This window comes from Rhodoferax mekongensis, from assembly GCF_032191775.1.
Classification (GTDB): Bacteria; Pseudomonadota; Gammaproteobacteria; order Burkholderiales; family Burkholderiaceae_C; genus Allorhodoferax; species Allorhodoferax mekongensis.
This window is the reverse complement of the sequence record NZ_CP132507.1, coordinates 3,326,189-3,350,495: the sequence shown is the minus strand read 5'-3', so window position 1 is coordinate 3,350,495 and position 24,307 is coordinate 3,326,189. Positions and strand designations below refer to the sequence as shown.

The 24,307-nt window shown below is 60.8% G+C and carries 19 protein-coding genes; 5 read left to right on the top strand and 14 right to left on the bottom strand.

The features are described 5' to 3' along the window. From RAN89_RS15895 to mutS, 5 genes are all read right to left on the bottom strand, one after another. A complete protein-coding gene (locus RAN89_RS15895; protein WP_313867211.1) occupies positions 1 to 1,734 on the bottom strand; it encodes a putative bifunctional diguanylate cyclase/phosphodiesterase in 1,734 nt (577 codons plus the stop codon). Next, complete coding sequence (locus RAN89_RS15890) at positions 1,731 to 3,527, bottom strand: sensor histidine kinase (RefSeq protein ID WP_313867210.1); 1,797 nt, start codon at positions 3,525 to 3,527, stop codon at positions 1,731 to 1,733. Before RAN89_RS15890 ends, RAN89_RS15895 begins: the two co-directional genes overlap by 4 nt. A 6-nt stretch (positions 3,528 to 3,533) precedes the next feature. After that, complete coding sequence (locus RAN89_RS15885) at positions 3,534 to 4,337, bottom strand: alpha/beta hydrolase (protein ID WP_313867209.1); 804 nt, start codon at positions 4,335 to 4,337, stop codon at positions 3,534 to 3,536. A 10-nt stretch (positions 4,338 to 4,347) separates the two neighbouring features. Continuing rightward, a complete protein-coding gene (locus tag RAN89_RS15880; RefSeq protein ID WP_313867208.1) occupies positions 4,348 to 5,175 on the bottom strand; it encodes a proteasome-type protease in 828 nt (275 codons plus the stop codon). Between the two features lie 323 nt (positions 5,176 to 5,498). Continuing rightward, positions 5,499 to 8,063, bottom strand: coding sequence for a DNA mismatch repair protein MutS (gene mutS / locus RAN89_RS15875; protein ID WP_313869418.1), 2,565 nt, complete (start codon positions 8,061 to 8,063; stop codon positions 5,499 to 5,501). A gap of 128 nt (positions 8,064 to 8,191) precedes the next feature. Here mutS and RAN89_RS15870 point away from each other — a divergent pair, with 128 nt between their 5' ends. After that, on the top strand, positions 8,192 to 11,125 hold the full coding sequence (locus tag RAN89_RS15870; protein WP_313867207.1) for a sensor domain-containing protein: 2,934 nt from the start codon (positions 8,192 to 8,194) through the stop codon (positions 11,123 to 11,125). Positions 11,126 to 11,133: 8 nt separating this feature from the next. After that, positions 11,134 to 14,064 carry a sensor domain-containing protein gene (locus RAN89_RS15865; RefSeq protein ID WP_313867206.1) on the top strand — a complete coding sequence of 977 codons (2,931 nt, stop codon included), beginning with the start codon at positions 11,134 to 11,136 and terminating at the stop codon, positions 14,062 to 14,064. On the opposite strand, the gene RAN89_RS15860 is transcribed toward RAN89_RS15865, so the two are convergent. Continuing rightward, a complete protein-coding gene (locus RAN89_RS15860; RefSeq protein WP_313867205.1) occupies positions 14,065 to 14,979 on the bottom strand; it encodes an inositol monophosphatase family protein in 915 nt (304 codons plus the stop codon). It abuts the gene before it with no gap. A gap of 131 nt (positions 14,980 to 15,110) precedes the next feature. Here RAN89_RS15860 and RAN89_RS15855 point away from each other — a divergent pair, with 131 nt between their 5' ends. Together RAN89_RS15855 and cysE are read left to right on the top strand one after the other, a co-directional pair. Beyond that, positions 15,111 to 15,950, top strand: a complete 840-nt coding sequence (locus RAN89_RS15855) for an RNA methyltransferase (protein WP_313867204.1) — start codon at positions 15,111 to 15,113, stop codon at positions 15,948 to 15,950. Positions 15,951 to 15,959: 9 nt separating this feature from the next. Then, positions 15,960 to 16,733: a serine O-acetyltransferase gene (cysE, locus tag RAN89_RS15850; RefSeq protein WP_087494559.1), complete on the top strand. Its 774-nt coding sequence runs from the start codon at positions 15,960 to 15,962 to the stop codon at positions 16,731 to 16,733. An 87-nt stretch (positions 16,734 to 16,820) separates the two neighbouring features. On the opposite strand, the gene mog is transcribed toward cysE, so the two are convergent. Next, entirely contained in the window at positions 16,821 to 17,423 is a 603-nt protein-coding gene (gene mog, locus RAN89_RS15845) for a molybdopterin adenylyltransferase (protein ID WP_313867203.1), read from the bottom strand. Then, the gene (gene yjgA / locus RAN89_RS15840) at positions 17,420 to 18,079 is read right to left on the bottom strand and encodes a ribosome biogenesis factor YjgA (protein ID WP_313867202.1); all 660 of its coding nucleotides are present in this window, start codon (positions 18,077 to 18,079) and stop codon (positions 17,420 to 17,422) included. The genes mog and yjgA overlap by 4 nt, the downstream gene beginning before the upstream one ends. 23 nt (positions 18,080 to 18,102) lie before the next feature. Between yjgA and pmbA the strand changes: the two genes are divergently transcribed. Next, the gene (gene pmbA, locus RAN89_RS15835) at positions 18,103 to 19,515 is read left to right on the top strand and encodes a metalloprotease PmbA (RefSeq protein ID WP_313867201.1); all 1,413 of its coding nucleotides are present in this window, start codon (positions 18,103 to 18,105) and stop codon (positions 19,513 to 19,515) included. 64 nt (positions 19,516 to 19,579) lie between these two features. Here pmbA and RAN89_RS15830 read toward each other — a convergent pair whose 3' ends face one another. The 6 genes from RAN89_RS15830 to ybiB all read right to left on the bottom strand — a co-directional run bounded on the left by RAN89_RS15830 (position 19,580) and on the right by ybiB (position 24,295). Beyond that, positions 19,580 to 20,026 (bottom strand): GatB/YqeY domain-containing protein, encoded by a 447-nt coding sequence (locus tag RAN89_RS15830; RefSeq protein ID WP_313867200.1) that lies wholly within the window; start codon positions 20,024 to 20,026, stop codon positions 19,580 to 19,582. 120 nt (positions 20,027 to 20,146) lie between these two features. Continuing rightward, positions 20,147 to 20,359 (bottom strand): 30S ribosomal protein S21, encoded by a 213-nt coding sequence (rpsU, locus tag RAN89_RS15825; protein WP_006296472.1) that lies wholly within the window; start codon positions 20,357 to 20,359, stop codon positions 20,147 to 20,149. 129 nt (positions 20,360 to 20,488) lie between these two features. After that, the gene (locus RAN89_RS15820; RefSeq protein WP_313867199.1) at positions 20,489 to 21,733 is read right to left on the bottom strand and encodes a BaiN/RdsA family NAD(P)/FAD-dependent oxidoreductase; all 1,245 of its coding nucleotides are present in this window, start codon (positions 21,731 to 21,733) and stop codon (positions 20,489 to 20,491) included. A gap of 87 nt (positions 21,734 to 21,820) precedes the next feature. After that, a complete protein-coding gene (locus RAN89_RS15815; RefSeq protein ID WP_313867198.1) occupies positions 21,821 to 22,516 on the bottom strand; it encodes a methyl-accepting chemotaxis protein in 696 nt (231 codons plus the stop codon). Between the two features lie 55 nt (positions 22,517 to 22,571). Then, positions 22,572 to 23,369: a uroporphyrinogen-III C-methyltransferase gene (gene cobA, locus RAN89_RS15810; RefSeq protein ID WP_313867197.1), complete on the bottom strand. Its 798-nt coding sequence runs from the start codon at positions 23,367 to 23,369 to the stop codon at positions 22,572 to 22,574. Then, positions 23,366 to 24,295 carry a DNA-binding protein YbiB gene (gene ybiB / locus RAN89_RS15805; protein WP_313867196.1) on the bottom strand — a complete coding sequence of 310 codons (930 nt, stop codon included), beginning with the start codon at positions 24,293 to 24,295 and terminating at the stop codon, positions 23,366 to 23,368. The genes cobA and ybiB overlap by 4 nt, the downstream gene beginning before the upstream one ends. Between the last annotated feature and the right edge of the window lie 12 nt (positions 24,296 to 24,307).

Genomic DNA, 24,307 nt, shown 5'->3' with positions numbered 1-24,307 from the left:
TCAGATCACGGGGTCGCTGACAGCCGGATAGGTCGCAAAACCGGCAAACGCGGTGGCGGCCTGATCGGCGGGCACCGGTTTGCTGAACAGATAGCCCTGCACGTCCTCGCAGCCCAGAGCGCGCAGGAATTCCAGCTGTGCGATGGTTTCCACGCCTTCGGCGATCACGGACATGCCGAAGCTGTGGGCCATGGCCACGATGGCGCGGGTGATGGCCATGTCGCCCTGGTCCTGCGGGATGTTGCGCACAAAGGCCTGATCGATCTTCAAGGCATCCAGCGGGTAACGCTTGAGGTAGGACAAGCTGGAGTAACCGGTACCGAAATCGTCCATCGCCAGCTTCACGCCCAGCGACTTGCAGTCGTGCAGGATGGCCAGGGTGGTGGCTACGCTGTGCAAGGCCAGGCTTTCGGTCACTTCCAGCTCCAGCATATGGGGGGGCAAACCGGTTTCTTTGAGCACGGTGTCCACCAGCTGTGGCAGGTCCTGCCCCACGAATTGGCGCACCGAGATATTGACTGCGATGCGGAAGTTGCGGTGCCCGCGCGCGAGCCACTGGGCTGCCTGACGGGCCGCGGTGTGCATCACCCATTCACCGATCTGCACAATGATGCCGCTTTGTTCGGCGACCGGAATGAACTCGGCCGGCGAGATCCAGCCCATGGTGGCGTGCTGCCAGCGCAGCAGGGCTTCAAAGCCCACCACTTCGCCGGTGCTGATGCGCACTTGGGGCTGGTAGAACAGCTGCAAATCGCCGTTCTCCAGCGCGCGGTGCAACTCGTTGTGAATGAGGAGTGAGCGGGCCACGCGGCGGTTCATGGCCGCATCGAAATACACATAGGTGCCCGGTCCGTCGGGCTTGGCATGGTGCAGGGCAGACTCAGCATTGAGCAGCAGTGCGTGCACGCTGTCGGCCTGCTCAGGGTAAGCGCTACCGCCAATGCTGGCCGTCAAAAACAGGGTGTGTCCGGACACGTTGTAGGGCTGGGATAAGGCGCGCAGCAGGTTGCCCGCGTGGGCGGCCAGGGCTGCGGGGTCTGGCAAGTCAGCCAGGCATACTGCAAACTGGTCACCTCCCAAGCGGCCCACGGCGTCATAGGGCCGGGTACGATCGCTTTGCAGGGTGCACTGCTGCAGGCGCTTGCCCACCTCGCGCAACACCAGATCACCCACACCGGTGCCCAAGGATTCGTTGATCTTGGAAAAGCCATCCAGCCCGAGGCACAGCAAGGACACAGTGGGACAGGCATTGAGTGCGTTGTCCAGTTGCTGCTCGAACAGGTCACGGCCCGGCAAGGCGGTGAGCGTGTCAATTTGCATGGCCTGGCGCACTTCCATTTGCATGCGCTGTGCGGCCAGTTGCTGGATGCGGCTTCGCTCAAGCCGGGCGTGCACCGCCTCCAAAAGCTCTTCGCGCCGGCAGGGTTTGGTGAGGTAGTCGTCCGCACCCAAGTTCATGCCGGTGCGGGTGTCGGTCCGGTCCGCCCGCGCGGTCAGCATGATGATGGGCAGGGTCGAGCTGCCGGGGTTCTCGCGCAGCGCCTTGACCAGGCCGAATCCATCGAGTCCGGGCATCATCACATCGGTGAGCACCAGGTCCGGCTTGTGGGATTGCGCCATCGCCAGGGCTTCCAGCCCGTCGCAGGCGGCCAGCACCTCAAAGCCTTCGAGCTCCAGCATCCATTGCAGGTTCTCGCGCAGGGAGGGCTCGTCTTCAGCGATCAGGATCTTCACGGGGCACTCTCCTTGGGCGCTGCGGGGGCGGTCAAGATGACCGTGAATGTGCTTCCCTGACCGGTCGCGCTCTCCACAGAGATGCTGCCACCATGACATTGCACAGCCTCTCGAACGATGGACAAACCCAGGCCGGTGCCGGAGATGTTGCCCACGTTGCTGGCACGGTGAAAGCTCTCGAACAACTGGGGTTGGTCTGCGAGCGGGATGCCTATGCCCTGGTCCGAAACGCGCAGCAGCAGTTCGCCCGGACGTGGTTGCACCTGCAGCATGACTTGTCCGCCGTGGGGGGAGTATTTGATGGCGTTGGACAGCAGATTGCCCACGATGTTGCGCATCAGGGTCTCGTCCAACAGGTAGGTCTCGCTATCCGGTGGCAAGTCCATCGCCAAACGGATCCGGCTGAAGGGCTCCGCCATGGCACTGCGCAGCTCGTCCACCAGGCTTTTGCAAAACATCGAGACCTGTGAGGGTTGAGGTTTGAATTGCAAGCGCCCGGCATCCGAGCGGCCGATGACGAGCACGTTTTCCAGCATGTGGGTCATGCGCTCCACGGCATCGTCAATCTTCAGGAGAGTCAATCGCTTTTTGTCGGCCGGCATGCGATCTTGGTAGTGCATCAGCAAATCCACCGAGCCGTGGATGGTGGCCAGCGGTGTGCGGAACTCATGGGACGCCATAGTGATAAAGCGGCTCTTGAGGTCGTTAAGCTCTATCTGTTGCTGCAGGGCGCGCTTCTGGTTTTGCTCTGCTTCTACCCGTGCCGTGGCATCGACCACGAAGAGCAGGGTCGCATCCCGGTGGCCCCACTGCAGCAGGACTGCGGACAAATCCAGCGTGCGAATCTGGCCTTGGTCGGTAATGATGCGGAAGCTGTATGTTTCTTCCACAGGCTCCCCGCGCAGACGCTTCTGGTGCCGCTCCACCACAGCCGGTACATCGTCGGGGTGGATGGTGCCGGTGAAGGGCATGGCCATCAGGGCTTGGGTGGAGTGCCCCACGATGCGCTCCATGCTGGGGTTCACAAACACCATGCGCCCGTCTTGCACTACCACCACGCCGACGCCCACGTTTTCAATCACCGAGCGGTAGCGGGCTTCGGATTTGCGCAACTCTTCAATCGCTTGGTACCGCTCAATCGCAGCGCTGACGTGGTTGGCAAAAAAGCCGAGGATGTTCACGTCATCCTCGTCGTAAATCACATCCGGTGTATAGCCCTGCACGACCAGTACACCCCCCATGCGGCCGCGGATTTGCATGGGTACGCCCAGCCAGGAGCTGAAGGTCAAGTCACCCGTGGCTTCGGCCATCAAACCCTGGTGACGCAATTCCTGAAATCGGGCGGCGTCCATGAGCTGGGGTTTGCCGCTTTCCAGTACGTATTCCGTCATTCCGCGCTTGCAGGGCACCCCCTCGCGTTGCATCACGTCACCGTCTTTTTCATCCACGTAGTAGGGGTAGTCCATCAACCCTCTGTCGTGGTCATGCAGGGCCACATAAAAGTTGTCGGCAAACATCAACTCGCGCAGCAGCTGGTGCACCACCTGCAGAAAGTCATAAAACGACAAACCCGCCGTCGCCCGCTCTGCAATGCGGTAGAACACCCGCTGCAGGGTCTCTGCGCGTCGCTGCTCCTCCGCGTCGTACTGAATCTCAGTAGTCCGCCTCAGCAACCATTGCCTAGCCTGGATTTCTTGCTGGTTGAGCTGCGCGCGCAGCGCGGCGTTGTCAGCCTGCAGCGCCCCGATCTGAGATTGCAGCGAGGCAAGCAGGTCGGGTTCAGGCGTGCTCATGTCTGATCAATGCCCCATATTGCGAAGGGCCGCCTCGATGGCTGCCGCCGTCGCCAATGGTTTCTCCATCGGAAAAAGATGGGTGCCATCCAGCATCATGTTGCGCCCTTTGGTGATCTTGTTGGTCAGGTCCATGCCGACTTGCTTCATTTCGGCAGACTGGTCGCCGCCGATAAACGTCACCGGGCACTTCAAGGGGTGGCGCGCCAGCAGGCGGTCCAGGTTGTCGGGCAGGGTGTTGTAGAAAGCGGTTTCCACATCGCGGTCGAAGGCTAACACCCGTTTGCCGTCCGCGTCCTCAGGGAAATCATCTACATAGTCTTGCAGCACCTGCGGGTCCCAGCGGGCAAAAGCCTTTTTGTGCCGGAAGTGTTCGAGCGCAGCCTCGGCATCAGGCCAGCTATGGCGGCGTTTGCGGCTCACTGCGCCGGGGGAGATGGACCCCACCAGCTGGGTGGTTTTGGCCAAGCCCACCATGCGGGAGCGCCACCCACCCACCAGGGGGGAGTCAATCAGCACCACACCTTTGGCAAGTTCCGGGTGTTGGGCTGCCGCCATCAGACTCAAAAAACCGCCCAGGGAGTGACCCACCAGCCAGACAGGCGCACCCGCCTTGTCGACCACCTTGGAGGCAAAGTCCACCAATTGCTGCACGATGTGCGGCCAGTTGTCACTGACCGGGTAGCGCGCATCATGTCCGTACTTTTCTATGGCTTTGACGCTATAGCCGCGGGCCCGCAAGCTTTTGAAAAGCACCTTGTAGGTGGCTGCTGGAAAGCTGTTAGCGTGGGAAAAAACGATGGTCGACATGCAGGCGAGACTAAATCAGTTTCTCGTCGGGCGTGGTGATCTTCTTCAATGGCAGGCTGCGGGTGCTGGGTATCAACAGCGGCACCTCGGTCTGGCCGCCATTCCACATGGGGTCTTCGATGCTGTCGAACACCTCGCGCAGCTTCTGGCCCCAGTTGTTATGCAGCATCTTGAAGTAGGGGTTGTTCTCGTCGATGCACACCACCTTGTCGGTCTGGAAGCTATTGGCTTCGTATACCACCATGTCGAGCGGCAGGCCTACCGACAGGTTGGACTTGAGGGTGGAGTCCATGGACACCAGTGCGCACTTGGCGGCTTCGTCCAAGGGCGTGTTGGGCGTGATCACGCGGTCCAGCACCGGCTTGCCGTACTTGGATTCGCCCACCTGGAAGTAGGGCGTCTCGGGGGTGGCTTCTATGAAGTTGCCAGCCGAATAGACCTGGAACAGGCGCATGCCTTCGCCCTGGATCTGACCACCGAAGATCAGCGACACGTTGAAGTCCACGCCCGCGTTTTTGAGGGCGGCACCGTCGCGCTCCTGCACTTTGCGGATGGCCGAGCCCAGCACGCGGGCAGCGTCGAACATGCTCTTGGCGTTCCAGATGGTGATGCCTTCGTCATCCTCGTGGTCCTTGAGCTTTTCGATCTGCAGTATTTCGCGAACCGACTGGGAGATGCTGAGGTTGCCGGCAGAGAGCAGCACCATGAAGCGGTCTTGGGGCTTCTCGTACACGATCATCTTGCGGAAGGTGCTGATCTGGTCGAGTCCGGCGTTGGTGCGGGAGTCAGAGAGGAACACCAGGCCGGCGTTGAGTTTGATGGCGACGCAGTAGGTCATTTTTATTGTCGTTGAGGGCGAAACCTAGAGTGTATCGGGGTAGGTGGGGTGGTCCTTGCCGGGCGGGGAGGCGGTGTGCGGGCCGGGGGCTCATGAACCTTCGGTTTTTAAAATCGCCCCCAACCCGCACACCCCCTCCCCGCCCGCCAAGGACATGGGGTTTGCGGCACGCGCCCTTGGCGCTGCGAAAACGCTTCGCCTCTCCGGCGAGACGTGTCACGCCGCCAAAGCGGGTGTGGGGTATTCGGCTAGCGCGATTTCAAAAAGCAAGGCGTATGAGCGCTAGCCGAATGCCCCATACCCGCCCTGCCGGAGCGAGAGAGCTAAGCCTTGTTAGCCAGTGCTTTCAATTGGTACAGCGCGTCCATCGCTTCCCTGGGGCTCATGGCATCAGGGTTGATGGCTGCCAGCGCCGTCTCTACGGCGCTGGCAGCTACTATTTCTGTAGCGGGTGGCGCGGCGAACAGGTCCACTTGGGCTTGGGATTCACTGGCTTGGGCTTCCAGCGCGTCCAGGGTGTGGCGTGCGTGGTTCAGCACGGCGGCGGGCATGCCGGCCAGGCGGGCCACTTGCACGCCGTAGCTTTTGCTGGCCGGGCCGGGTTCTATGGCGTGAAGGAATACGATGTCCCGGCCCGCTTCAGCGGCGCTCACGTGCACGTTCAGCGCTGCATGGTGGGTGGCGGGGAACTCGGTGAGTTCGAAGTAGTGGGTCGCAAACAGGGTGAAGGCCTGCGTTTTGTCGTGCAGCTGGGTCGCAATGGCGCTGGCCAGGGCCAGGCCGTCGAAGGTGCTGGTGCCCCTGCCGATTTCGTCCATGAGCACCAGGCTGTGTGGTGTGGCGCTGTGCAAAATCTGCGCAGCCTCGGTCATTTCCAGCATGAAGGTGGACTGGGCGTTGGCCAAATCGTCTGCCGCACCGATGCGGGTGTGGATGGCGTCAATCGGCCCCAAGCGGCAAGCCTGCGCAGGCACGTAACTGCCGATGCTGGCCAGCAGAACAATCAGGGCAACCTGGCGCATATAGGTGGACTTACCGCCCATGTTGGGCCCGGTGATGACTTGCATGCGCTGCTTGAAACCGAGGCGCGTGTCATTCGCGATGAAATTTCCGCTGCTTAGTTCTGCCAAGCGCGCCTGGACCACGGGGTGGCGGCCTTGGGTGATGTCGATGCAGGGCTCGGTCACAAACTGCGGGGCGTTCCAGTCCAGCGTGAGGGATCGTTCGGTCAGGGCGCACAGGGTGTCCAGCGCGGCAAGCGACTGGGCCACGGCGGTGAGGGCGGGGATGTGTGCCTGCAATTGGTCCAGCACCTGCTCGAACAACCATTTCTCGCGGGCCAGGGCGCGCTCTTGGGCGCTCAGGGCTTTGTCTTCAAAGGCCTTGAGCTCGGGGGTGATGAAGCGCTCGGCATTTTTCAGCGTCTGGCGGCGGCGGTAGTCCTCAGGCACTTTGTCCACCTGGCCGGTGGTGACTTCGATGTAGAAGCCGTGCACCTTGTTGAACTGCACCCGCAGGTTGGCAATGCCAGTGCGGGCTTTTTCGCGGACTTCGAGGTCCAGCAAAAAGGCATCACAGTTGGTCTGGATGGCGCGCAGCTCGTCGAGCTCGGCGTCAAAGCCGTCGGCGATCACGCCGCCGTCGCGCACCAGTGCAGCAGGTTCGGGCGCGATGGCGTGCCCCAGCAGGGCAATGGCCTCTGCGGGTGGCTGCAGGTGGCTGAAAATATGCGCCAAATAGCCCTCTAGCGCCCGCAGATTGTGCGCGAGAAGCTCTGTTTTTTGTAGCGTTTGCACCAGCGCCACCAGCTCGCGCGGGCGCACCTGACGCAGCGCGATGCGGGCGGTGATGCGCTCTACGTCCGCACAGCCCTTGAGCTGGCCGCGCAGGGTTTGCCAGATATTGTTCCGCAGGGTGGCAATCGCCAGCAGGCGGTGCTGGGCCTCGGTGCGGTCGCGCAGGGGCTCCAGCAGCCAGCGTTTGAGCAGGCGGCTGCCCATGCCGGTCATGCAGGTGTCGAGCAGGCTGAACAGGGTGGGGCTGTCTTCGCCGCGCAGGGTCTGCACCAGCTCCAGGTTTCGGCGGGTGGTGGCGGGCAAGTCGATGAGCGCGTCGTCGCGCTGCACTTGCACGCTGTGGATGTGGGTGAGTGCGCGGCCCTGGGTGTGTTCCGCATAGCCGATCAGGGCGCCGGCCGCCGCGTGGGCCAGTGCCAGCTCTTGCGCGTTCCAGCTGGTCAGGCTCGCAGCTTGCAGCGCGTCCAGCAGTTTGCGCTGGCCCAATGCGCTGTCGAACTGCCATTCGGGGCGGGCGGTCAGGTAGACGGCCGTGCCGTGGCGCAGGCGCTTGAGGCGGTCTTCAAAGGTGGTGGTGCAGCCTGCGCTGTAGGCCAGTTCGCTGGGGGCAATGCGGCTCACCCAGTCGGGCACTTCGTCGGGCGTGCATTCGGCCAGAAACACCACGCCCTGGGTGACGGACAGCCAGGCCAAGCCGCAGCGGTTGCGCGGGCCCTGGTGTACAGCCATCAGCATGGACTCGGTTTTCTCAGACAGCAGTTCGGCGTCTGTCAGCGTGCCGGGGGTGACCACACGCACGACCTTGCGCTCGACCGGGCCTTTAGTGGCACCCACTTCGCCGGTTTGCTCGCAGATGGCCACCGACTCGCCGTGGCGTATCAATTTGGCCAGGTAGCCTTCCATCGAATGGAATGGCACGCCGGCCATGACCACCGGTTGACCGGCGGACTGGCCACGGGTGGTGACCGTAATGTCCAGAATGCGGGCCGCCTTCTCGGCATCGGCGTAAAACATCTCGTAGAAATCGCCCATGCGGTAGAACAGCAGCGTGTCTGGGTAGGCGGCTTTGAGCCCCAGATACTGCTGCATCATGGGGGTGTGCTGGTCAAGCGGAGCGGTTGCGAGGGGAGATGTCACGGCGGGGGAAATCGGGGTATTCGTGGAGCAGCCCATCTATGGCGCAGGCCTGCTACAGGCCCTATCATAAGGAGTCACACCTTATGGCCCATTCCCCTGTGCAACTTCCCCCGGTCTCCCGACCCGATGAGTCCGCTGCCCTTACTGCAGTGGCCGGTGCAGTGCCTGCGGAACTGGGGTTGTCGGTGTTTCAGTCCATCTTTGAAAGCAGCCCCGAAGCGATCGCGTTGACGCGTGTGCGCGACGGCGTGCTCGTCAAGGTCAACAGCGAATGGCTTTTCATGACCGGATACACCCGTGACGAAGTTCTGGGCCGCAGTGCCGTGGAACTGGGCCATTGGTTGGACCCGCAAGAGAGGGACCGGGTATTCGGCGACATGAAGGTGGGCAGCCGGGTAGTGGATACCGATGTCACGCTCGTCATGAAAGACCGCATTCCCCGCGTGGTGCGCTTGAATGCAACCATGTTGGAGGAATCTGGCGAGCGCTACCTGCTGATCTACCTGCGTGATGTCACCGCCGACCAAATGGCTCGTGACGCCTTGAAGGCCGGTGAGCAGGCCTTGGAACATGCCAACGAAACCATGAACCGCCAAGTCAAGCTGCATGAGCTGACTGAATCGGTGGCCAAGGTGGGGCACTGGGTGTCGTACCCGGGGGATGATCGGGTTCAGATATCCCGCGGTTTGGCACAGATGGCCGGTCTGGGTGACGCAGATTTGGTGGATCCGCATACCCTGTGGAGTGGCGTACACCCGGATGATCTGCCGAATTTGCTGGAGGCCCGCGCCCGCATGGATGGAAGCGTGGTTGAGTATCGCTGGCTCTCCACAGAAGGGCGGTCACGCTGGGTGCGCTCGCGCATGCACCGCCAGACATCTGAGGGGCGTGTGCTGGCAGACTTTGGTGTGGTCCAGGAATTCACCGAGGAGCGGGACGCACGTGATGCCTTGCAAACACAACTAGATTTCATCCACAAAATTACCGGTCGTGCGCCAGGCATGGTGTACGAATTCCAGATGTGGCCGGATGGCCAATTCAAGTTTCCTTTTGTGAGTGCGGGCGTCGCGCAGCTTTTTGGCGTGTCGATGGAGCAGGCGCGTGAAGATGCTAACGCCTTGATGCGGCGGATTCACCGCGAAGATGTCCCTCGCATCATTAAAACCAGCCTCGCCAGCCGCGACACCCTGCAACCTTGGAACTGCGAGTTCCGCACGCGGGATGCCGGCGCCGACATGCGTTGGCTGCTGGGCACCTCGGTGCCGGAGGCAAGGCCGGATGGATCGGTGCTGTTCACCGGTTCCATTACCGACATCACTGCACAAAAGAAGGCCTTGGCCCAGCTGCAGGAGAGCGAGGAGCGTTTCCGCAGCCTGTCCAGCCTGTCCTCGGACTGGTATTGGGAGCAGGACGCAGAATTCCGCTTTGTGCGCATCGACGGCAACGGGATTAACTCTGACCGGTTGGCGCCGCAAGGTGCATTGGGCCGCACCCGTTGGGACTCGGGTGGGCAAGGCGTTACTGCTGCCCAATGGATGGCTCACCGGGAAATGCTGGAGGCGCATCAGACGTTTCAGGACTTCGAGATGCAGCGTGTCCTCGCAGACGGCAGCTTCATGTGGGTGTCTATCAGCGGTGCGCCCATGTTTGATGCCAAAGGCAACTTTTGTGGCTACCGTGGAACCGGGCGCGATATTTCCGCCCGTAAAGCTGCCGAGGCGGAGATTGAACGCCTGGCCTTCTTTGATGCACTGACCGGATTGCCCAACCGACGCATGCTGATAGACCGTTTGAAGCACGCGCTGGAGTCGAGCACCCGCAATCGCCAACATGGAGCGCTGTTGTTCATTGACTTGGACAACTTCAAGGTCCTCAATGACACCCTGGGTCACCACATGGGGGACATGTTGCTGCAGCAAGTCGCCCAGCGCTTGCAAGAATGTGTACGCAGTGCCGACACCGTGGCGCGGCTGGGGGGCGATGAATTCGTGGTGATGTTGGAAGAGCTGGATGCCGACCCGCGCGTAGCCGCGACGCAAGCGGAGGTGGTTGCCAAAAAGGTATTGGGTTCGCTCAACAAGCAATTTGCGTTGGGCAACCACAATACGCACAGTTCTCCGAGCATAGGTGTGACCCTGTTCTTCCAGCGCAACGACAGCATCGAGGAGTTGCTCAAACGCGCTGACCTGGCCATGTACCAGGCGAAAGGGGCGGGGCGCAACACCTTGCGTTTTTTCGATCCCGCCATGCAAGCTGCGGCTTCAGAACGCGCCGACATGGAAGCTGACTTGCGCCGTGCGCTGCAAGAAGAGCAATTCACACTCCATTACCAACCCGTGGTGGACCATGCCGGCATGGTAACGGGGGTGGAGGCGCTGCTGCGCTGGCTGCACCCGGCAAAGGGCATGGTGTCACCGGCCGAATTCATACCGGTGGCAGAGCAGACCGGACTCATTCTTTCGCTGGGGCAATGGGTGCTCGAGGCGGCGTGCGCGCAATTGGTGGCTTGGAACGATAACCCGCAGACGCAAAAACTCAGCATTGCGGTGAATGTGAGTGCGCGTCAGTTCCGGCATCCTGATTTCTCCACCCATATTCTGGATTTGCTGCGCACCAGTGGCGCCAACCCCTATCGCCTGAAATTGGAGCTTACCGAGAGTTTGCTGCTCACCGATTTTGAAGAAGCGGTCATCAAAATGGGGGAGTTGCGCTCCATTGGCGTAAGTTTCTCTTTGGACGATTTTGGAACCGGTTACTCGTCCCTTGCCTATCTCAAGCGATTGCCCCTAGACCAGCTCAAGATTGATCAGTCGTTTGTGCGCGATGTGCTGACAGACCCCAACGACGCCGCCATCGCCAAGACTATACTGAATCTGGCCAACAGTCTTGATCTCGGGGTGGTTGCTGAAGGAGTCGAGACGGCGGGCCAGCGAGATTTCCTTCTTCGTGAGGGATGCAGGGCCTTTCAGGGATACTTTTTTGGACGCCCGGTGCCTGTTGAAATGTTGCATTTGTGAGGGCATAAATGACCGGAAAACGCTCATCTTCCGAGAAGCCGGACATGGATGCCATGCAGGCGGAACTGCGTTCTCTGGAACTGGCGAATCGCAGGCAGTACGACATGCTGGAAGCGCTTTTTGCCCAAAGCCCGGCAGCAATTTCGGTTCAACGTCTTGACGACGGTGCTTTCATTGATGTGAACGCCCGTTGGCAGCAACTCACGGGATACAGTTGGGAGGAGGCCACCCGCAGCACCTCCGTCTCTCTGGGGTTTTGGCCTGACATTGAAGCCCGCAATGCCGCTTTGCGGGAAATGCAAGCCAATCCGATGGCAGGGGGCGTGGAGATCAACTTCCGCACGCGGGACGGAGAGGAGCTCCTGCTTGAATGGCGCGGCTCCATCATGCAGATTGCCGGTGAGCCGCATTTGCTGGTGTATCTCTCGGACATCACCGCCCAGCGGATTGCGCAAGAGGCTGTGGCCGAGAGTGAGCAGGCCTTGCAGGATGCCAACGAAGAGCTGCGGGGACAGCTGGAATTGTTTGAAGAGACCGAAAATCTTGCGCAGGCCGGTCACTGGATTGTTCCTCAAGGCCAGACCGTGCCGAGATGGTCGAGGGGCCTGTTTCGCTTGACCCAGACCCCATGGACTGAAAAGCTCACTCTGGAAAGATCCCGTTCCGGCATTCACCCGGACGACAGGGAGACCTACATGAAGGCCCGCGAGGCGATGGATGGTCGCTTGCTGGAGTTCAGATGGATTCGTCGGGATGGCGACGTGCGTTGGGTGCGCAGCCGCATGCACCGCTACCACCGCCAGGACGACAGCTATGTGGACTTCGGGGTGGTGCAGGATTTCACGGAGGAAGCTGAAGCCAAGCTGGTGTTGCAGCGCCGGCTCGACGTGATCCAGCGACTGACCAGCCGCCTGCCTGAAATGGTGTTCCAGTTTGAGATGTTCAGCCGGGACAGTGGGCGTTTTTTGTTTGTGAGCGACGCCTGTACCGCCATATTCGGAGTGACGCCGGAAGATGCCCGCGCAGCGCCGGAAAACGTGTTCAGGCTGATCCATCCGGAAGACATCGTGCAGACCCTCAAATCCATGAATGCGGCAGCACAGGATGGCATGACCTGGGCGCAGGAATTTCGCATCATCGGCAAGGACGGTCAGGTGCGCACTTTGTTTGGCAAGGCAATCACGTACAAGGAGTTGGACGGCAAGTACAACGCCTATGGCTCGGTCACTGACATCACCCAACACAAAGAATCGCTTGCCATCTTGCAGCAAAGCGAGGCGCGCTTCCGGGCTTTGACGGAGCTGTCCTCTGACTGGTACTGGGAACAGGATGCAGACTATCGCTTCACCCGGTTTGATGGTGCGTTCGATACCGGGCGCACTAAAACCGGCCAAACCAGTCTGGGAAAAACCCGATGGGAAGTAGGTGCCCTTAACATGAGCGAGGCCGATTGGGCAGCACACCGTGGAGTCCTCGATGCGCGTCAGGAGTTCAGGGAGCTGGAGCTGCGGGACCGGGACGAGCAGGGCCGGGTGTACTGGGTCTCGACCAGTGGCGCGCCCATTTTTGACTCCCATGGCGTGTTCCAGGGCTATCGTGGAATCGGCAGGAACATTACCGAGCGCAAAGAGGCAGAAGAAAAAATCGAGCGTTTGGCCTTCTATGACGTGCTGACCGATTTGCCTAACCGCCGCTTGCTCATGGATCATCTGCAGTACGCCGTTGCATCTTGTGCACGGGGCCGCTTGCATGGTGCGTTGCTTTTCATTGATCTGGACAACTTCAAAGACCTCAACGACACGCGGGGCCACGATGTAGGCGACGGGCTGTTGCGCGTCGTGGCACAGAGGCTGAAGGACTGTGTCCGGGAATCAGACACGGTCGCCCGTTTTGGAGGTGACGAGTTTGTGGTTCTTTTGCAGGATCTCGACGGCACATTGGCTGATGCCGGCGTTCAAGCCGAATTAGTCGCCAGAAAGATACTTCAGCAGCTCAACATCCCTTACGAACTCCCCGGCGGCTCGCACCACAGTACGCCCAGCATCGGCGTGGTGTTGATTCACGGCGTGCGGCAGTCGGTGGACGAATTGTTGAAACAGGCTGACCTGGCCATGTATGAGGCCAAGTCAGCGGGCCGCAACACCTTGCGCTTCTTTGATCCCGCCATGCAGTCCATGGTGGCGGAACGGACCGAGCTCGAGTCTGATCTCCGCGCGGGCCTGCAGCGTGGCGAACTGATGTTGTATTACCAGCCGGTGGTGGATGCGGATTGTCGGGTGGTGGGCGCGGAGGCCTTGCTGCGCTGGCAGCACCCGGTGCGTGGCATGGTTTCCCCCATGCAGTTTGTCCCTTTGGCTGAACAAACCGGCCTCATTATTCCCTTGGGCGAATGGGTGCTGCAAACCGCATGTGCCCAGTTGGCCGCTTGGGCGCGCAGCCCGGACTGTGCCCAACTCACATTGGCCGTGAATGTAAGTGCCCGCCAGTTCCGAAGCCCGGAGTTTGTGGTTCAAGTACAAAACGCCATTCAACAGAATGGAGCGGACCCGAGGCTTTTGAAGCTCGAGCTCACCGAGAGCCTGTTGTTGACCGACAGCCAGGAAGCCATCATGAAGATGACAGCACTGCGCAGCCTGGGCGTGCGGTTCGCGTTGGATGACTTCGGTACCGGCTATTCGTCACTGTCTTACCTGAAGATGCTGCCTTTGCAGCAGCTCAAGATCGACCAGTCTTTTGTGCGGGATGTGCTCACCGACGTGAACGATGCAGCCATTGCCAGCACCGTGCTGGCGCTGGGGCGCAGCCTGGGCTTTGACGTGGTCGCCGAAGGCGTAGAGACGGAAGGGCAGCGCCAGTTTTTGCTCAATCAGGGCTGCGTCTTCTTCCAAGGCTACTTGTTCGGCCGACCGGTCCCGGTGACCGAATTCAGCGTAGGCTGATCAGAAGGGCGCGTCTTCAGCGCCGGCAGCAGTAGCGTCTTCTGTTGTCGTTTCCGGGTTGTCCGCAGCGATGGCGGCTTGGCGCAAAGCGGCCTTCTCGCCGGCGGGAGCGAATTTGCTGTACTTGCCCAAGAGGCTGACCAACTGGCCATAGATGCGCGGGTTGCCTGCGAGGCACTCATGCTGCTCCAGAAAGTCAGCCTCGCCCGTGAAGTTGCCCACCAGACCACCGGCTTCTGTGACCAGCAAGGAGCCGGCAGCCACATCCCAGGGTTGTAATCCGAGCTCGAAGAAACCTTCGGTATAACCGGCAGCCACATAGGCCAGGTCCAAAGCGGCAGCGCCGGGGCGGCGCAAGCCGGCGGTACGCTGCATCACGTCGCCCATCATCTGCAGGTACTGGTTGAAGTTGTCACCGGGACGGAAAGGGAAGCCGGTGGAGATGAGTGACTCTTTGAGCTGCGTACGCTTGGACACGCGGATACGGCGGTCGTTCAGGTACGCGCCACGGCCTTTGGTGGCGGTAAACAAGTCGTTGCGGGTGGGGTCATACACCACGGCTTGTTCGATCTTGCCGCGCACCGCCAGAGCGATGCTCACGCAGTACACAGGCAGGCCGTGGATGAAGTTGGTGGTGCCGTCCAGCGGGTCGATGATCCAGACGTATTCGGAGTCGCGGGCGCCGTATTCGCTGCCCGATTCTTCCGCCAGGATGCCGTGGCCGGGGTAGGCCGTCAGCAGGGTTTCTATGATCGCTTGCTCTGCCGCTTTGTCCACTTCGGTGACAAAGTCGTTGGCCTTCTTCTGGGAGACACGAACGGATTCGATGTCCAGTGCGGCACGGTTGATGATGGAACCGGCGGTGCGGGCGGCCTTGATGGCCACGTTGGCCATGGGGTGCAGATTGAGCGTCATAGATTGTGGGGGAAGAACTGGAAGGACCGGCTGGCGATGCAGGCGGCGACAATAGGCGTATTTTAACGGTTCGGCCTCGGTTGCGCACCCTATCTTTGTGCGGTTGCAGCAATTCGGCCACTTTCTGCCTGATGCACACCCGATTTATCCTTATCAACACCAGCCACGCGGGCAATGTGGGCGCTGCTGCCCGAGCCATGAAAACCATGGGTTTTGACGATCTGGTGCTGGTCGCACCCCGTTGGCCCAATGTGTTGCGCCGCGAAGAAACCATTCAGCGCGCCAGTGGTGCTCTGGATGTGCTGGACAAATGCCGCATTGTCGAAACGCTGGACGAAGCGCTCGATGGCATCACCCACTTGTGCGCCACGGCCATGACCCCGCGCGACTTCGGTCCCCCCACCACCACGCCGCGTGAGCATTTCGAGGCGCTATCAAAACAGGAGCTGCTTGCGCATATTCCATCGGCGCCAGATGCCGATTTGGTATCTGATTCCTCCTCGCAGGGGCAGCAGGGCATTGGCTTTTTGTTCGGTTCCGAGCGCTTCGGCATGCGCAATGAAGACGTCTATCGCTGCCATGTCTGCCTGTCCATTCCCAGTAATCCGAGCTTCGGTTCGCTCAATATCGGGGCGGCCCTGCAAGTCATTGCGTACGAGTGGCGTCTGGCCCTTGGCGGCTTTGGTGTGCAGGCTGCCACTACGCCTTCGCATCTGGCTGATGCCGCGCAGGTGACTGGCATGTTGAACCATCTCGAGCAATCGCTGGTGCATCTGGGTTTCCTGGACCCCGCGTCTCCCAAAAAGCTGATGCCCCGGATCAATGCTTTGTTCAACCGGGCGCAGGTGACGCAGGAGGAAATTCACATCCTGCGAGGTATTGCCAAAGCCATCCTGCAACAGGGCCCGCAATCGCCTGCCCGCAGTGCGGATTTGGCGGCTGTAGACGGCAAGCCGACGTTGAAGGGATAGACTGACACCATGTTTGCCCGCATCCGCTCCGACATCCAGTGCATTCTCGACCGCGACCCTGCTGCCCGCAGTACCTGGGAGGTCATTACCTGCTACCCCGGCTTGCATGCCGTGGTGTTGCACCGTCCTGCGCACTGGTTCTGGAACCACGGCCTGAAATGGCTGGGACGCTTTACCTCCCACATCGCCCGCTTTCTCACGGGGATTGAGATTCACCCGGGCGCCAAGCTCGGGGAACGCGTGTTTTTTGACCATGCCATGGGCACCGTGGTGGGCGAAACTGCCGAAATCGGTGATGGCTGCACGATCTACCAAGGCGTAACCCTGGGTGGCACCAGTCTGTACAAGGGCGCCAAGCGCCATCCCACACTGGGCCGGGACGTGGTCGTCAGCGCGGGAGCCAAAGTACTGGGCGGGTTTGAGGTGGGCGATGGCGCCAAGATCGGCAGCAATGCCGTTGTGATCAAGCCCGTGCCGGCCGGTGCCACGGCGGTGGGCATACCGGCGCGCATTATCCCCAGCAAAGAGGGTATGAGCGCGGATGTGACCACGCAAGACCGCAAATTCACCGCCTATGGCATTACCCAGGACGATGATCCGGTCAGTCAGGCTTTGCGAGGCTTGGTAGACAGCGCTTCCGGTCAGGACCATCAAATTGCCATGCTTTGGAAGGCCGTGGAGCAACTCTCAGCCCGTTTGGCAGACAGTGATTGCGTGCCCAAAGACGCTGCTCGCAAAGAATGCTTTGAGGCCGCAAAAATCAACGAGCTGATCGGGAAGTAGGGCTCAGCCCCGAGCGGCTTTGCCGCTTCCCCCTTGCAGGGGGCAACACCTGCAGGCTGGCGGAGCCAGACCTGCGGTGTTTTTGGGTTAAGGCACGTGCGCCGGACGGATGGCGCTTTTGGGGCGGAAGGCTTTGCAGACGGTGTCTACGGTGTCGATATAGGGGCCGCCGATCAGGTCTACGCAGTAAGGTACAGCCGCGAAGATGCCGGGTACCACTTGCTTGCCCTCGGCATCCTTCACACCTTCCAGCGTTTCTGCAATGGCTTTGGGTTGGCCGGGCAGGTTGATGATGAGGGTCTGGTCGCGGATGACGGCGACCTGACGCGACAGGATCGCTGTGGGCACAAAGTTCAGGCTGATGGCGCGCATCTGCTCGCCGAATCCCGGCATTTCCTTGTGTGCCACGGCCAGCGTGGCCTCAGGCGTCACGTCGCGCAGGGCAGGGCCGGTGCCACCGGTGGTGAGCACCAAGGCACAGCGCGCATCCACCAGCGCAATCAGGGTGTCCTGAATGGTCTGCTGGTCGTCCGCGATCAGGCGGGCCTCAAACACCACGGGGTTTTGCACGGCACGCAGCACCCATTCCTTCAGCGCGGGAATGCCTTTGTCTTCATACACTCCGGCCGATGCGCGGTCGCTGATAGAGACGATGCCGATGCGGACTTCATCCAACGCAGTGCTGCTCAATCTTCGTCTCCGTCTTCAATGTCGTTGTCTGAGGCAGCGGATTGGGACGCTTCCTGATTTGCAAGTAGCGCTTCTCGCACGAGTTGGAAAATTTCGCGGTACGAGCGTCCATGGCGGACAGCTTCACCCGGCTTCTCAGGCTTGGCATCTTTGCGTGCTTGGCGAACCAATGCACGCAACTGCTGGCTATCGGTGTCGGGACTGATGTTGAGCCACTGGCCCACCGCATCGTCGTCGGCAATCAGCCGGTCACGCCATTGTTCGGCCTGGTGCAGCACCATGGTCTCTTGCACCGAGGGCATGTGCTGTTCTTCCAGCGCTGCGCGGATCTCGTCCCATTTGGCGGGATCGAGCTTGCGCATCAGCTTGCCGATGAATTGCATCTGGCGGCGTTTGCCCTCGAAGTTGGTGATGCGTTTGGCTTCCGCCACGCCTTCCACCAGCCGGTCAGGCAGTTCCAACTTGGTCATCAGGTCGGCGCGCAGCGTGAGCAGGTCTTCCCCCAGCTTTTGCAGTGCATCGCTTTCCTTCTTGAGATCGGTGCGGGTCGGTTCATCCGTGCCCTTGAGTTCGCGCTTGTACTCCAGATCGAGCGCGCTGCCTTCGGCAACGAACAAGCCCCGGACGTAATAGCCCTTTTTTAGTTTGCGTGACATAGCCAAGTATCATAGCCGTCGCCATGAAGAAACCCACCTCCGCCCGTCCCCCGTCTTCCCCTGAATCCACCAAACCGGCCGACAGCGGCTTTGCGTACACCCGGGCTTTTTTTGAAACCCGTGTAGACGCTGCCCTGGCCCATGCCAAAAAATTGGGCGCCAGCGATGCAGGCGCCGAAGTGTCCGAAGGCTGTGGCTTGAGTGTTTCGGTGCGCAATGGTGAGCTGGAAAATGTGGAGCGCAACCGCGACAAATCTCTGGGTGTGACCGTCTACATCGGCAACCGCCGGGGCAATGCGAGCACTTCCGACTTTTCGGATGCGGCGATTGAACAAACTGTGCGCGCCGCCTACGACATTGCCCGATTCACTGCCGAAGACCCTTTTGCCAGCCTGCCGGATGCGGACGACATCGTCCCCGTCGACGAGCGTGAGCGGAATCTGGACCTGTTTTTTCCCTGGGCCGTGACCAGTGAAGAAGCTGCTGTTTTGGCTTTGGAGTGCGAAGCAGCAGCGCTGGGTGTGAGCAAGCGCATCACCAATAGTGAAGGCGCTGCGGTGTCCGCACAGCAATCGCATTTTTTCAGTGCACATACCCGCGGCTTCCGGGGCGGCTACGCCTCTTCACGCCATTCGTTCTCGGTGTCTCCCATTGCCGGCAAGGGCCGTGACATGCAGCGCGACGCGTGGTACAGCTCCATGCGCTCCGCCGATGAGCTGGCGTCGCCCCAGGCGGTGGGCCGCTACGCCGCAGAGCGTGCCCTGAGCCGCCTCAAGGCCCGCAAAATCGCCACGGTGGAGTGCCCGGTGTTGTTTGAGTCGCCTTTGGCCGCCGGTTTGTTGGGGGCCTTTGTGCAAGCAGTGAGTGGTGGCGCCCTGTACCGCAAGAGCACCTTCCTGCTGGATTCCTTGGGCAAACAAGTGCTACCCAAACACATCGACATTCAGGAGGATCCCTTTGTACTCCGTGGCAAAGGCAGCTCTCCATTTGACGATGAAGGCGTGCGCGTGCGCTCCCGCAAGGTGGTGGATGCCGGCCGCGTGCAGGGCTACTTTTTGAGCAGCTACTCCGCCCGCAAACTGGGTATGCGCACGACCGGCAATTCCGGTGGTTCGCATAATCTGACATTTACCTCGCGCCTGACCAAAGCAGGCGACAACCTGGATGCCATGTTGCAAAAGCTGGGCACCGGCCTTTTTGTGACCGAGTTGATGGGCCAGGGCGTGAATTACGTTACCGGTGACTATTCCCGCGGCGCCAGCGGTTTCTGGGTGGAGAACGGCCGCATTGCTTACCCGGTGCATGAAATCACCATCGCTGGCAACATGAAAGACATGCTCAAGGGCATTGAAGCGGTGGGCGCTGACACCTACAACTACGGCGCGAAGACCGTAGGCTCTATTTTGATCAACCGGATGAAGGTGGCCGGTAGCTGATTGCAGCCCCAAGCCGGAAAAACAAATGGGGCCCTCGGGCCCCTTTTTGATGGTTTTGGGTCGATTAACCGGCCAGTGCTGCCTTGACTGCAGCTGACACCGTGCCCATTTCGGCTTTCCCAGCCAACTTGGTTTTGACCACGCCCATCACCTTGCCCATGTCGCCGGGGCCGGAGGCACCCAGTTCGGCCACGATGGCCTTGACTTCGGCCAGGACCTCATCAGCGCTCATGCGCTGGGGCAGGTAAGTTTGCAGGACCTTCATCTCGGCTTCTTCCTTGTCCGCCAGATCCGCACGCTCTGCTTTTTTGAAGGCTTCGATGCTGTCTTTGCGCTGCTTGATCAGCTTGTCGACGATGGTCACCACCATGGCGTCGTCCAGCACCACGCGCTCATCGACCTCTTTCTGTTTCATCGCCGACAGCAGCAGGCGGATGGTGCCCAGGCGCTCGCTGTCTTTGGCGCGCATGGCAGTTTTCATGTCTTCGGTGATCTGGTCTTTGAGGGACATAGCGTTGCTTCCTGAGAGTGGAACAAAAATGTGGGGTCACAATGAAAAAAGCCCGCCGGAGCGTCCCCAGGCGAGCTTGTGTGGGCTGGGTGGCTCGTGAGAGCGACCGTGCCGCGAAGCTTAGTACAGCTTCTTAGGGAGTTGCATGCTGCGGATGCGCTTGTAGTTGCGCTTCACAGCGGCTGCCTTCTTGCGCTTGCGCTCAGCAGTGGGCTTCTCGTAGAACTCGCGTGCACGCAGGTCAGTCAGCAAGCCCAACTTTTCGATGGTGCGCTTGAAGCGACGCAGTGCTACGTCAAAGGGTTCGTTTTCTTTTACACGGATCGTTGTCATTACGTAATGAATTCCAAAATATGCCGGCGGATTGCTTGGGGGAAGATCGGGCCCCACATGCCTCGCTCGGCGGTTTCCCCGTCTTTAACTAGTATTGGCCGACGGGGGTTCTGCCAGAATAGCCCGCGATTATAGCGTCTTCAGGCGGGCTGCCAAGCCGTGGGCGCACGCAAACGCACTGGCCCAGGCCCATTGGAAGTTGTATCCGCCCAGCCAACCGGTCACATCCATCACTTCGCCGATGAAAAACAGGCCAGGCTGCTTGCTTTCCATGGTCTGGCTGGAGAGCACTTTGGTGTCCACCCCGCCTGCGGTGACCTCTGCCTTCCGGTAGCCCTCGGTGCCGGTGGGCGTGAGTTCCCAGCGGGAAAGACGCTCTGCCAATGCGTTCAGCGCCTTGTCGCTCGCTTCATTCACGGGGCGCTGCCAGTCGTGGCCCCAAGCCTGCCCCTGGGCGACCCAGGTGTCCGCCAAGCGGCTGGGGACGATGCCCGCCAGTTCATTGGCAATGCGTTTTCGGGAGCTGCCTTTGGCCTGCGTCAGATGTTGTGCCAAGTCCACAGTGGGTGCCAGATTGAGCCGGATGGGGGTGCCCTCTGCCCAGTAGCTGGAGATCTGCAGGACGCCAGGGCCCGAGAGCCCGCGGTGCGTAAACAGCAAGTCTTCGCGGAAGGACATGCTGTTTTTCTTGGCTCCTGTGGCAATGTCGACCGGCAGTGACAGGCCTGAGAGTTCCGCAAACGGTGCCCATGCCGCCTCGTCAAACGTCAGCGGCACCAGCGCGGGGCGGGGCGTGACCACAGGCAAGTCGAATTGCTTGGCAATCCGGTAGCCAAAGTCGGTGGCGCCTATCTTGGGAATGGACAAACCCCCAGTGGCAATCACCACGGCTGCACAATGGATGGTGCCGCGATCACTATCGATTTCATAGCTGCTCGCGCTGATTCCATGGGCGCTGGAGGCCAAAAATCGTAGGGCTTTGACGGCGCAGGGCTGCCATCGCTCTACGCCACCTGCCGCACATTCAGCCAGCAGCATGGCAATCAGGTCTTCGGCCGAGCGGTCGCAAAAAAGCTGGCCTTTGTGTTTCTCGTGGAAAGCGATTCCATGCTTTTTGACCAAGCCGATAAAGTCCGCTGGCGTGTACCGGGAGAGCGCAGACTTGGCAAAGCGCGGGTTCTCGCTGATGAAGTTGGCCGCACTCACATCCAGGTTGGTGAAATTGCTGCGACCGCCGCCGGAGATGCGAATTTTTTCGGCCACTTTCTCGCTGTGGTCCAGCACCAGCACCTTCAGGCCCAACTGGCCCGCGACTCCGGCACAAAACAAGCCGGCAGCCCCGGCTCCCACGATCACGACATCAAAACTATGCATAGGCGCGCAGTGTAGGCGACGGTGACGTCCGCCAAGTAGCCGGGCTGTGGTGCCCGCCACCCGCCGTTTTGCGCCCTCACAGGGGTGTCAAGCGTGCTGCTTGCGATCCGCCAGATGCAAGGCCTTCTTCGTCAGTCCATCAATCTCGGTGCTGATACCTGACAGCACGTTCGCCACCACCGCAAATTCGCGACCGTGGTTGCCTGCGCGCGCCGCGATGACTTGGGCGTTGAAGCTGACGATTTTGGCTTCGCGTGCAATGGTATGGATGTCAGAGACGATGGTGCCCAGTTCCTTGAACAGACGTTCAGATTTGGCTTTGGCAATGGCGTCAAACGTGCTCGTGGCCTTGTTCAACGCCTCCAGAACTTCATCGGTAGAGCCCACGATGTCACTCAGCAACGGCTGCACCTGGCCACCACGTTCAATAGCCTCCAGGGTGCGGCGCATGCGGTCCATGAAGGTTTCTATCGTGACGCCTATGCCTTGGGGGCCTTCATAAACAGCTCGCAGTTGGCGCGCACTGGCCTCGTCGTAATGGGACAGGGTGGCAAGCAGCTGGGCTTCGCTGTCGCAAAAAAGTTGGAAAGTTTTGCAGGCAGCTGCCAGTTGGGGCTTGTCACCGGATGCTGCCAGCAAGGTTTGCATCACAACCCTTTGGGAAAGCATGCGTTGGCGGGCAGCCAGATTGAGGTCGGACAGGGGCGCTTGGGAGCTGGGGGTAGCCACCACAGCGGGCGCGGAGACCGACCGGGTGGCAACTACGGGAACTGAATTTGGCATGGCGCAATTCCTGCAGGGTGGCAATGCGCTGGGCGCCGCAAGTTGCGTGCCGGTGTCAGCGTACCTGGCGTGTGGGGGCAGCGTCGTTCAGGTCGGCCGCGGCCAGCATGCCGCTCATCACATCGCCGACCACGATGACGCTGGGGCTCGCAAGCCCCTCGCGGGTGATTGTGGCTTGTAGCTCGCCCAAGGTGCAGACGGCATGGCGCTGCCGGGGCAGGCTGGCATTCTGGATTACGGCGACCGGTGTGGCGGCATCCAGACCTTGCAGCAGTCCGGCCTGGATGTCGGCCGCACCGCTTACGCCCATGTAGACCACCAGCGTGAGCTTGGCCTGGCGTGCAGCGCTGGCCAATGCGGGCCAGTCGGTGCCGCTGTCGCCGGGCTTGGCGTGGCCGGTGACAAAGACTACTCCGTGTGCATGCTCGCGGTGGGTCAGCGGTACGTTCAGGGAGGTGACCGCGGCCAGCCCGGCGGTGATGCCGTTGATGACCGACACGCGGATACCCGCTTCTTCGAGGTGCTCCACCTCTTCGCCGCCCCGGCCGAAGATGAATGGATCCCCACCCTTGAGACGCACCACGTTTTCGCCTTCTTGAGCGGCGGTGATCATGAGGCGTTCAATGAAAGACTGGGGGGTGGACTTGCAGCCGCCACGTTTGCCCACATGGACGATGCGGGCCGCCGGGTTGGCATGGGCCACGATAGCGTCGTTCACCAGGTCGTCCACCAGCAGCACGGTGGCTAGTTGGATGGCTTTGAGGGCTTTGAGGGTGAGCAGCTCCGGGTCGCCGGGGCCTGCGCCTACCAGGGTGACGTGGCCGGAAGCCGGGGAATGAAGACTGTTTTTCATGGTGCGCAGAGTAAAGCTTGGTGCAGATGCGTATGCAGGTGCAGGATGTGTGCCACCTGTTCGGCAATGGGTGGCGGAACAGGACTGTGGCCCTGCAATACGGATTGAATGTAGGCGGCAGTGCTGGCCGGGTCAATGGATGTGGGCAGCTCAGGCAGCGTGGTCAATGAACCCGCTTGGTAAGCCTGCAGGTCTGTCGCCTGGCCTGCCACAAAAGCTTGCATTTTGGGGGTGCGGCGGGCGTCGGCGACCGCTTCGCCCTCCGTGCCGCGGATCAACAGGGCATGGGCTTGCACCAAGGCAAAGGTGTCGGCCATGGACACGGCGTATTCAGGGTGGGTGTAGCTGCTCACCAGCAGGGCGGGGCCGTCCACCGGATTCATGAGCTTGACCAGGCTGTGGGCCGGGTTGCGCAGGTTTACTACCCGACGCACATCCAGCAGGCGCTGCAGGCCGGGCAGCAGGGTGCCGGTAGGCACAAACGCCACGCTGCTGTTTGCTATCTTTTTAGTAGCTTCCTGCGCATGTATATCGAGGGCTGCAAGCACTTCCGACACAAATACACGCTTGTCCTCGGTGGCGGTACCATGGATCAGAACGGGCAGGCCTTCGCGGGCCAGCAACAGGGCCAGCAGTGGCGTCAGCAGCGGCAGCTTGCGCGCACCGTTGTAGCTGGGGATGACCACTACCGGCACATCGCTGGCGGGCAACAGGGCCATGCGGCTGCGCACAGCGTCCAGAAAACCGGCCATCTCTTCGGCGGTTTCGCCCTTGATGCGCATCGCCAGACAAAAAGCGCCCACCTCCAGGTCGGTCACCGTGCCGTCCAGCACCTGGCCCAGCAGGTCAGCCGCCTGCTCGCGGTTGAGCGCGCGCGCGCCGTCTTTGCCGCGACCGATTTCCTTGATGTAGTTGCCAATAGCCATCTGCTGATTGTC